Raw genomic sequence first — 9,959 nt, forward strand, 5'->3', positions numbered from 1 at the left:
GGCCGGGACGAGGACGGCCCCCGGCGCCCGCGCGCCGGGGGCCGTCCTCGTCCCGGCCCGCGCCCGCCACGCCCGGGAGGTGCTGCCGGGCAACGTCTTCGGCGGTCCGCCGCGCGGGCGGGGGAACATCGGCGCCCGCGTGCGCGATGATCGGGGTGTCGACAGGCGACGGCGCACTGCTCGAACACCCCACCCGCACCGCTCGAAGGAAGAAGCACCACCGTGCCCCTCGCCCTCCTGGCCCTGGCCGTCGGCGCGTTCGGGATCGGCACCACCGAGTTCGTCTCCATGGGGCTGCTGCCCCAGGTCGCGCAGACGTTCGGCGTGTCCATCCCGCTCGCCGGCTGGATCATCACCTCCTACGCCCTGGGCGTCGTCGTCGGCGCGCCGACGCTGACGGCGCTGACGCACTCCCGGCCCCGCCGGCAGGTGCTGCTGGGCCTGATGGCCCTGTTCACCGCCGGGCACGTCGCCACCGCGCTGGCGCCGACGTTCGCGACCCTGGTGGGCGCGCGCTTCCTCACCGGCCTGGCGCACGGCGCGTTCTTCGGCGCCTCGGCGGTGGTGGCGCGCGCGCTGGCCCCCGCCGGCAAGGAGGGGCGCGCGCTGTCGCTGGTGTTCTCCGGGCTGACCGTGGCCAACGTCGTGGGCGTGCCGCTGGGCACCTGGGTGGGCCAGCAGGCCGGCTGGCGCCTGACGTACGGCCTGGTCGGGCTCCTCGGCGTGGGCACGGTGGCCGCGATCGCCGCCCTGGTGCCCGAGGTGCGGGTGGGCGCCGGCTCGCTGCGCGGGGAGCTGTCCGCGTTCGGGCGCGGGCAGGTGTGGCTGACGCTGCTCATCACGGTCATCGGCTTCGGCGGGCTGTTCACCGTCCTCAGCTACGTCTCGCCGCTGCTGACGGAGGTCTCCGGCCTGGCGGAGTCGTCGGTGTCGTGGGTGCTGGTGCTCTTCGGCCTGGGCGCCACCGCCGGCAACCTGCTGGGCGGGCGGCTGGCCGACTGGTCGGTGCAGCGCACCCTGGTGGCGGGGATGTCCGCGCTGGTGGTGGTGTACGTGGCGCTGTTCGCGGTGGCCTCCTCGCCGGTGGCCGCGGCGGCGGGCGTGTTCGCCTTCGCGTTCGTGGCGTTCTCGCTGTCCTCCTCGATCCAGACGCGCGGCATCGTCGCCGCCGGCGGCGGGGCGAGCATGGCCTCGGCGGCGATGCAGGCCGGTTTCAACACGGGCAACGCGATGGGCGCCTTCGCCGGCGGGGCGGTCATCGACGCCGGCTTCGGCTACGCCTCCACCGCGCTGGTCGCCGCGGGCCTGTCGGTGCTGGGCCTGGGGGTGCTGGCGTTCGCCGCCCGCGCCGACGCCACCGGGCGCGCCCCGCTGGACCCGGCCGTGGCCGCGGTGCCCGCCCAGCGCCGCCGCTCGCCCGCCGCGCGCGGGGAGAAGGAGAGCACCGGTGCGTGAGGCGGAGGGCGTGGGGGTGCGCGTCCCCGTGCGGGTCGTGCCCGTCGAGCGCGGCGACGCGCGCCTGGAGGCGCTGCTGGTGGAGGCGGTCGAGGAGCTGCTGCGCCGCTACCCCGCGGGCAGCCGGGAGGAGTACCGCCTGGCGCCGGGCACGCGGTTCCTGCTGGGGCTGCTGGACGGCGAGCCGGCCGGGTGCATCGCGCAGGCCGACGCCGACCCGGCGGAGTTCGCCGGCGGCGTGGAGATGAAGCGGGTGTTCGTGCGCGGGGCCGCGCGCGGGCACGGGGTGGCCACGTCGATGGTCGCCGCGTTCGAGGACCTCGCCCGCGAGCGCGGCGCGCGCCGGGTGCGGCTGGAGACGGGCACGGCGCAGCCGGAGGCGGTCGCGCTGTACGAGGGGCTGGGCTACGCGCGCACCCCGGCGTTCGGGCAGTGGGCGGACAGCCCGCTGTGCCTCTGCTACGCCAAGGAGCTGTAGCGGCGGGCAGCCGCCCCGGCGAGGACCCGGCGAGGACCCGGAGCGGTCCCGGCCCGCGGGGACCGCTCCGGTTTCGGGGGGCCGAAATCATCTGTACGGTCACCCCGTGACCACGGACACCCGCACCGGCGGGCGCGCGCGCACCCCCGCACCCCGGCGGGGGCTGCTGCGCCTGCTGGGCCCCGCGTTCGTCGCCGCCGTCGCCTACGTCGACCCCGGCAACGTCGCCGCCAACCTCACCGCCGGCGCCGGCTACGGCTACCTGCTGCTGTGGGTGCTCGTGGCCGCCAACGCCATGGCGGTGCTCGTGCAGTACCTGTCCGCCAAGCTCAGCGTCGTCAGCGGGCGCACCATGCCGGAGCTGCTGCGCGAGCGCCTGGGCACCCCCGCCCGCCTGGCGTACTGGGGGCAGGCCGAGCTCGTCGCGGTCGCCACCGACCTCGCCGAGGTCATCGGCGGCGCCGTCGCCCTGAACCTGCTGTTCGGCACGCCCCTGCTGGTGGGCGGGCTCATCACCGGCGCGGCCTCCCTGCTGCTGCTGACCCTGCACAACCGGGTCGGGGTGCGCTGGTTCGAGGCGGCCGTGGTGGCGCTGCTGCTCGTCGTCGTCGCCGGGTTCGTCTCCGGCGTCGTGCTCGCCCCGCCCGACCCGGGCGAGGCCGCCGCCGGGCTCGTGCCGCGCTTCGCCGGCCCCGAGACGGTGCTGCTGGCCGCGAGCATGCTGGGCGCCACCGTCATGCCGCACGCGATCTACCTGCACTCGGCGATGGCCCGCGACCACCACGGCGCCGTCGAGGCCGCCAGCACCCGCCGGGTGCTGCGCGCCACCCGGGTCGACGTCGCCGCCGCGCTCGTCGTGGCCGGGGTGGTGAACATCTCCATGCTGCTGCTGGCCGCCTCCGCGCTGCGCGGGGTGGAGGGCACCGACACCCTGGAGGGCGCGCACGCCGCCGTCCTGGGCAGCCTGGGCGGCGGGGCGGCGCTGCTGTTCGCCATCGGCCTGCTCGCCTCCGGGCTGGCCTCGACCTCGGTGGGCGCCTACGCCGGCTCGGTGATCATGCAGGGGCTGCTGCGCGTGGACGTGCCGCTGCTGGTGCGCCGCCTGGTCACGCTCGTGCCGGCGCTGGTGTGCCTGGCGGTCGGGGTGGACCCCACCCGCGCGCTCGTGGTCAGCCAGGTGGTGCTCAGCTTCGGCATCCCGTTCGCGCTGGTGCCGCTGGTGCGCCTGACCGGCGACCGCTCCCTGATGGGTGAGCACGTCAACCGCCGCGGCACCCGGGTCGCGGCGGCCGCCGCCGTCACCCTCGTCGTCGCCCTCAACGCCGCCCTGCTGCACCTGACGCTCCTCGGCTGACCCCGCAGGACGACCCCGCGGGACGACCCCGCAGGACGACCCCGCAGGACGACCCCGCCCCGCGGCGGGGGCGGTCGGGGGTGGCGTCAGGGCAGGTGGCGGCGCACGAAGTCCAGCTCCACGCGCATCTGGCGCACCCGCTCGTCGTCCAGCAGGGAGCCGTGCCCGGCGTCGTAGCGGTACGTCTCGTGCACCGCGCCGCGCGCCTCCAGCCGGGCCAGGTAGTTCTCGATCTGCCGGATCGGGCAGCGCGGGTCGTTCTGCCCGGCCAGCACCAGCACCGGGGCGCGCACGGCGTCCACGTGCGTGATGGGCGAGGAGTCGGCGTACTTCTCGGGCACCTGCTGCGGCGAGCCGCCGAAGAGGGAGCGGTCGAAGGCCTTCAGCCCCTCCATCTCGTCCTCGTACGCGGCGACGTAGTCGGCCACCGGCACCGCGGCCAGGCCCACCGCCCAGCGCTGCGGCTGGGTGCCCAGGCCCAGCAGCGTCAGGTACCCGCCCCAGGAGGCGCCGGCCAGCACCAGCCGGTCCGGGTCCGCCACGCCGGTGGCCACGAGGTGGTCGGCCACGGCGGCGACGTCGGCGAGCTCGGTGTGCCCCACGCGCTGCTCCAGCGCGTCGCGCCACGCCGAGCCGTACCCGGTGGAGCCGCGGTAGTTCACCTGGACCACGGCGAAGCCCTCGTCCACCCAGGTGGCCGCGTAGGCGCGGAAGGCGTCGGTGTCGTGGGCGGTGGGCCCGCCGTGGACCTCCACCACCAGCGGCAGCGGGCCGCTCGCGCCCGGCGGGCGGCGCAGCAGCGCGTGCACGCGCCCGCCCTCGCCGTCGACCCACACGTCCTCCACGGGCACCGACTCCGGGGCCGGCTCGCCCGGGGCGCGCAGCAGCACGTCCCCGGCGAGGGTGCGCACCGCCGGCGGGCGCTGCGCGGAGGACCACGCCAGCCACGCGCCGCCGTCGGGGCGGGCGGTGGCCGCGCCGACGGTCCCCTCGCGCGGGCCGAGCGCGTCGACCTCGCCGGTGCCCAGGTCCACCCGGTGCAGCAGCGTGCGGGCGTGGTGGTCCACCAGCACCAGCAGCCCGCGCGCGTCGCGGGTCCACTCCGCGCCGGCCACCTCCCCGGGCACGCCGAGCACCACGGGCGTCTCCTCGCCGGTGGTGACGTCCAGGACGAGCAGCTCGGCGCGGCCGGCGCGCTCGTGCTCCACGAGCAGGCGCGGGTCGCCGGGCACGGGCGCGAACGCCACCGGCGAGACGCCCCTGCCGGGCCCGTCGGACAGCTCGCGCACCGTCGCGCCGTCCTCCAGGCGCACCACCCGCAGGTCGGGGTGGCGCGAGTCGCCGTGCTCGGAGTGCGACAGCGCCACCCAGCGCTCGTCCGGGGAGAGGTCGCCGACGTAGGCGTCCTCGCGGTCCTCGTACAGCAGGCGCGAGCGCCCGCCCGTGACGACGTGCACGCGGGTGCCGTAGTCGTCGTCGCTGCCGCCGGCGACCACGACGCCGCTGCGGCCGAGGGCCAGGCCCGCCGGGTAGGCGGCGGGCAGGCCGAGGGGGTCCTCCACGCCCTCGCCGGGGGCGGAGCCGAACGGCTGGCGCCGCCACACGCCGAACTCGTCGCCGGCGGTGTCGTCGAACCACCACACGAACTCCCCGGCCGGGTCGATGGTGGCGCTGGAGGTGCCCTCGGGGCGGTCGGTGGTGCGGCGCAGCTCGCCGGTGGCGGCGTCGAAGGAGTGCACCTCCAGCACGCCGCCGACGGTGGCCTCCACCACGCAGCGGTCGGGGGCGTCCTCGGCCCACTCCGGCAGCCCGACGCGGCCGGCGCGGAAGCGCCGCTCCCACACGGGCACCTCGGGGGCTGCGGGTCCCTGCGGTTCGCTCACCGGCCGATCGTGCCACGCCGTGCGCGGCGGGCCGCGCCGGCTCAGCCGGCCGCCGCGGCCGCGGGCGCCTCCCGCGGCAGGAGGCGGCGCAGCACGTCGGCCAGGGTGACCACGCCCTGCACGGCGCCGGTGCCGGTGCCGGTGCTCGTGACGACGGCGAGGTGGTTGCGGGTCTCGCGCATCCGCGCGAGGGCGGCGTGCACGGTGGTGGCGGCGTCCAGGGTGAACACCGGCCGCACGAACGGGGCCACGTCCGCGTCGTCCGGTTCCGTGAGGGTGTCGCGCACGTGCACCACGCCGGTGACGCGCTCGCCCTGCCCGACCAGCACGCGCAGGTGCCCGGTGCGTCGGGTGACCTCGCGCACGTCCCCGGCGGTGGCGCCGGGGGGCACCGCGGCCAGCGGCGCGCCGGGGCGCAGCAGCTCGCGCACCGTCATCCGCTGCAGCTCCAGGGCCCCGGACAGCTGCGCGGAGGAGCGCGCGTCCAGCGCCCCGACGTTCGCGGAGTGCTCCAGCAGGTGGCGCAGCGCGTCGGGGCCGTGCCCGGCGGCGACCTCGTCGGCCGGTTCGGCGCCGGCGCGGCGCACCAGCGCGTCGGCCGCGGAGTTCAGCAGCTCCAGCACGGGGCGGAACACCCGCATGAAGGCGCGCATCGGGATCGCCAGCAGGAGCGCGGAGCGCTCCGGGTGGGCGATGGCCCAGGACTTCGGGGCCATCTCGCCGACGACGAGGTGCACGAACGTGACGACGAACAGGGCCAGGACGAACCCCAGGACGTCGGCGGCCACCGCCGGCAGGCCGACGGCCCCGAACAGCGGGGTCAGCCAGTGGTGCACGGCCGGTTTGCTGATCGCGCCGAGGGCCAGGGTGCAGGCCGTGATGCCGAGCTGCGAGCCGGCCAGCAGCACCGTCAGCTCCGAGGAGCTGCGCAGCGCGGCGCGGCCGGAGGCGGTGCCGGCGGCGTCCTCCAGGCGGTGCCGCTTGGCGGCCAGCAGCGCGAACTCCACCGCCACGAAGAACGCGCTCAGCGCGACGATCACGACGGTGGCGGGCACGACGATCCACGGGTCGTCGGTGCTCATCGGGGGCTCCCCTGGTGGGTGGTGGCGTCGGCGGCGGTGGTGTCGGGCAGCTCCAGGCGGAGCCGGGAGGGGACGTGGCGCTCGACGGTCAGGACCGTCACGCGCAGCACGCGGGGCGCGGCCTCCGCGCGCAGGGCGAGGTCGGCCGGGTCGGCGGGCAGCTGCACGTCCAGGACGGTGCCCGGCCGCGGCAGGCCGCCGTGGGCGGCGATGGCCAGGCCGGCGACCGTCTCGTGGTCCCCGCGCGGCAGGTCCACGCCGAGGGCGCGCTCGACCTCGTCCACGTGCACCTCCCCGGGCACCTCCCACACGCCGTCGCCGCGCACCGGCACGTACCCGGTGCTCTCGTCGTGCTCGTCGGTGATCTCCCCGACGAGCTCCTCGGCGAGGTCCTCCACCGTGACGACGCCGGCGAAGCCGCCGTGCTCGTCGACGACGCAGGCGAGCTGGTTCCTCGTGCCCGCCGCTGGTCGTCTCCACCCTCACCGCCCTGCCCGACGTGCTGCGCCAGCTGGCGGGCGGGCGAGGGCGGTGACGGGGGCGCTGTCGGGCTCGGCGGTGGCGAGCAGGTCGGCCAGGTGCACGACGCCGACGACGTCGCCGCTGCCGGTCTCGAGCACCGGGTAGCGCGAGTGGCCCACGGCCATCAGGGCGCGCACCAGGCCCAGGTCGTCGGTGTCGGCGACGGTGTCCACGCGCGAGCGCGGGACCATCGCGTGCTCCGCGTCGCGCCGGGGGAAGTCCAGGACGCGGTCCAGCAGCACGGCCAGGTCCTCGGGCAGGTCCCCGCTCTCGCGGGACTCCTCCACGATGTGCTCCAGGTCCCGGGCGGTCGCGGCGTGCTCGACGTCGTGGACCGGCTCGATGCGCAGGGCGCGCAGCAGCGCGTTGGAGGAGCGGTCGAAGACCTGCACCAGCGGGCCGAAGACCCTCAGGTAGAGCAGGGTGGAGCGCGCCAGGCGGGTGGCCACCGGCGCGGGGCGGGCGATGGCGTAGTTCTTCGGGAACAGCTCGCCGAGGAGCATCTGCACGAGGGTGGAGAAGACCAGCGCGAGGACCGCGCCGGTGGCCACGCTCACGGCGGTGGGGACCCCCACCCCGCCGAGCAGGGCGCTCAGGGAGTCGCCGATGAGCGGCTCGGCCACGTACCCCACGAGCAGGCCGGTGACGGTGATGCCCAGCTGGGCGCCGGAGAGCATGAACGAGGTGCGGCGGGTGACCGCCAGGGCGCGGCGCGCCGCGCCGTCGCCGGCGGCGGCGCGGGCGGTGAGCCCGGAGCGGTCCACCGACATGTAGGCGAACTCCTGCGCCACGAAGTACGCGGTGGCGGCGGTGATGAGGAGCACGACCAGCACGCCGAGCAGGAGGGTGAGCACGTCCGTCACCGGTGGCGCACCCCCTCGGCGGTGCGGGGGCGCGCGGGCTGCGCGGTGGCGGGGCGGGTACTCGGGGGGTCGTCGGAACGGTCGTCGCGCACGGCGGCGGCTGTCCTCTCCTGTTCGGTCGCGGGTGTCCCCCGGCTCAACGCCCCGGTGCGGGCCCCGGTTCCCGCGGCAGCCGCCGCGGTGGGGCGAAGCGCGTGGTGACGCGGCGGGCGAAGGCCACGTGGTCGGGCGCGCGGTCGGCCAGCCCGGCGAACCCCGCGGCGGCCAGCAGGCCGTCGTCGAGCTCGAGGACCTCGGCGCGGCGCAGCGGCCACGGCTCGTGCTCGTTGGCGATCCAGCGGGTGCGCCCGCGGTGCGCGACGTGCAGGCCGTAGCGGGCGCTGACGAAGGTGGCCACGTCGTCCGGGGCGTCCAGCGGCTCGCCCTCGCGCACGGCGACGCGGCTGGTGGCCCCGGCGGGCGTGCGGCACGTCCACAGCAGCTCGCGGGCGCCGTCGCGCACCCGCTGGGCGTGGCGCATGCGCGACCACCGGTACGGCAGGGAGAACGCGGCCCGGGCGCCGAGGACCACCGCCAGCCGGGAGGCGTCCAGGCTGGCGAAGACGACGCCGCGCCGGCCGGCGTCGTCGACGGAGTAGAAGCGCACGTTCGTCTCCAGGAACGTGCCGAGGAAGGGCACCCCGGGCAGCTGCCCGGGTGCCGCGCCGCGCAGCGTGAAGGGCAGCAGGCCCACGTGGGTGCGCCCGTCGAGCACGTCGGGGCGGGTGCCCGGCGGCAGGTGCGGGGCGACGAGGGCGGGGTCGACGGCCCAGTGCAGGAAGGCGATGTCGTCCCAGTGCTGGTGCATCATCACCGCGCCGCCCAGGGGCGGCGCGTCCGTGGGGGGCAGGCGGTCGATCACCCGCTCAGGGTGGGGTGCGCGGGACCGGGCTGCGCGCCGGGGGGCGTGGCGTCCCCGGGGCTTCGACCGTCGGTCACTCGTCCTCTACGGTGCGTCATGGAGATGCGTCGCGGGGACGCGTCGGGGAGTGGCGTCGGGGACCGTCGAGCGCGGTGCCGCCGGTGCCGCGGGAGCGCGAGGGGGGGAGCCCGTGCCCGAGGACGACCGCGTGCTGCTGCCCGCCGAGGCGTCCAGCGCCGCCCGCGCCCGCCGGCACGTGCGCCGCGTCCTGGCCGGCACCGTCCCCGAGGAGGTCGCCGCCGACGCGGAGGTGTGCGCCAGCGAGCTGGTCACCAACGCCGTGCTGCACGCCGGCGGCACGCTGGTGCTCACCGTGCGCGCCCCCGGGCACGGCGCGGGGCACGGCGCGGGGCACGGCGCGGGGCACGGCGCGGGGCACGGCGCGGGGCCCGTGGTGCGCGTGGAGGTGGCCGACCCCTCCCCCGTGGCCCCGCAGTGGGTGCCGCGCAGCCTGACCGCCACCACCGGCCGCGGCCTGCCGCTGATCACCGCGCTCAGCACGGCCCGCGGCACCGAGGTGCACCCCGACGGCACGGGCAAGACCGTGTGGTGCGAGCTGAGCACCGCCGCGCCCCCGCCCGGCCGGGGAACCCGGGGGCCCGACGCCGACGAGCTGCTGGCCGCCGAGTGGGCCTGCGTCGCCGACGAGCTCGCCGCGGACCTGGACGGCGGGCACGCCGGCGCGGGCGCCCCGGCGCCGGAGCCGTCCGTGGACGGCCCCCCGGTGCGGCTGCTGCGCTACCCGCTGCGGCGCGGGGTGCGCCTGCGCGAGCACCGCGAGGCGGTGCTGCGCGAGCTGCGGCTGCTGGGCATGGCGCACGCCTTCACCGACCCGGGCACGGAGCGGCTCGCCGGGGACGTCACCGACCTGCTCACCGCCGAGTACGGCGGCCACCTCAACGCCGCCGAGGCCCGCAAGATGGCCGCCCTGGCCGCCGGGCTGGAGTGCGTGGACCTGGAGTACGCCCGGCGCCCGGACCACCTGCCGCTGCTGGAGCGCTGGAGCGAGCGCATGGCGCAGGTCGACGACCTGGGCCGCGCGGGCGAGCTGCTCACCGCGCAGGAGCCGCCGGACGTGGCGGAGCTGGCGCGCTGGATCGTGGAGGAGTTCGGCCGGCAGCTGCGCGGCGGCGAGCCGCGCGCGTGGCAGGGCCCGCTGGACTGAGCGCCCGCGCCCGGCTCCGGCTAGCGTCGCGGCGTGGCGGCAGCGCAGGAGCCCGTGGACCCCTTCACCCGGCGCCGGCGGGAGATCGCCCACCGGCAGCGCGAGATCGACGCGCGCGCGCGGCGGGCGGCGGGCGCGCTCGAGCGCGCCCGGGAGGCCGAGGCCCGCGTGCGCGCGCGGGCCTCGGCCTCCCGGG

7 protein-coding genes and 1 pseudogene are annotated in these 9,959 nt (G+C 77.6%); 4 read left to right on the forward strand and 4 right to left on the reverse strand.

The window, feature by feature from the left end; genetic code table 11:
• Positions 1-222 precede the first annotated feature (222 nt).
• From GTR00_RS06935 to GTR00_RS06945, 3 genes are all read left to right on the forward strand, one after another.
• Positions 223-1,455, forward strand: coding sequence for an MFS transporter (locus GTR00_RS06935; protein ID WP_166610907.1), 1,233 nt, complete (start codon positions 223-225; stop codon positions 1,453-1,455).
• Positions 1,448-1,933 (forward strand): GNAT family N-acetyltransferase, encoded by a 486-nt coding sequence (locus GTR00_RS23625; protein WP_166610908.1) that lies wholly within the window; start codon positions 1,448-1,450, stop codon positions 1,931-1,933. Before GTR00_RS06935 ends, GTR00_RS23625 begins: the two co-directional genes overlap by 8 nt.
• A 106-nt stretch (positions 1,934-2,039) precedes the next feature.
• Entirely contained in the window at positions 2,040-3,287 is a 1,248-nt protein-coding gene (locus tag GTR00_RS06945) for an Nramp family divalent metal transporter (RefSeq protein ID WP_166610909.1), read from the forward strand.
• Positions 3,288-3,373: 86 nt separating this feature from the next.
• On the opposite strand, the gene GTR00_RS25610 is transcribed toward GTR00_RS06945, so the two are convergent.
• The 4 genes and pseudogenes from GTR00_RS25610 to GTR00_RS06965 all read right to left on the reverse strand — a co-directional run bounded on the left by GTR00_RS25610 (position 3,374) and on the right by GTR00_RS06965 (position 8,487).
• Positions 3,374-5,170 carry a S9 family peptidase gene (locus GTR00_RS25610; protein WP_166610910.1) on the reverse strand — a complete coding sequence of 599 codons (1,797 nt, stop codon included), beginning with the start codon at positions 5,168-5,170 and terminating at the stop codon, positions 3,374-3,376.
• Positions 5,171-5,211: 41 nt separating this feature from the next.
• On the reverse strand, positions 5,212-6,252 hold the full coding sequence (locus GTR00_RS06955; protein ID WP_166610911.1) for a hemolysin family protein: 1,041 nt from the start codon (positions 6,250-6,252) through the stop codon (positions 5,212-5,214).
• Positions 6,249-7,637: pseudogene (locus tag GTR00_RS26305) on the reverse strand (hemolysin family protein). Before GTR00_RS26305 ends, GTR00_RS06955 begins: the two are co-directional and overlap by 4 nt.
• Before the next feature lie 136 nt (positions 7,638-7,773).
• Positions 7,774-8,487 (reverse strand): YqjF family protein, encoded by a 714-nt coding sequence (locus tag GTR00_RS06965; protein WP_166610914.1) that lies wholly within the window; start codon positions 8,485-8,487, stop codon positions 7,774-7,776.
• A 241-nt stretch (positions 8,488-8,728) separates the two neighbouring features.
• Here GTR00_RS06965 and GTR00_RS06970 point away from each other — a divergent pair, with 241 nt between their 5' ends.
• Entirely contained in the window at positions 8,729-9,763 is a 1,035-nt protein-coding gene (locus tag GTR00_RS06970) for an ATP-binding protein (RefSeq protein WP_166610912.1), read from the forward strand.
• Positions 9,764-9,959: the final 196 nt, after the last annotated feature.

The sequence above is a fragment of the Kineococcus indalonis genome (assembly GCF_009906395.1).
Taxonomy (GTDB): Bacteria; Actinomycetota; Actinomycetes; order Actinomycetales; family Kineococcaceae; genus Kineococcus; species Kineococcus indalonis.

What these genes read in the sequence shown, in the direction of transcription:
- GTR00_RS06955 (WP_166610911.1), bottom strand. Translation starts at nt 6,252, where the DNA reads ATGAGCACCGACGACCCGTGGATCGTCGTGCCCGCCACCGTCGTGATC.
- GTR00_RS06965 (WP_166610914.1), bottom strand. Translation starts at nt 8,487, where the DNA reads ATGATGCACCAGCACTGGGACGACATCGCCTTCCTGCACTGGGCCGTC.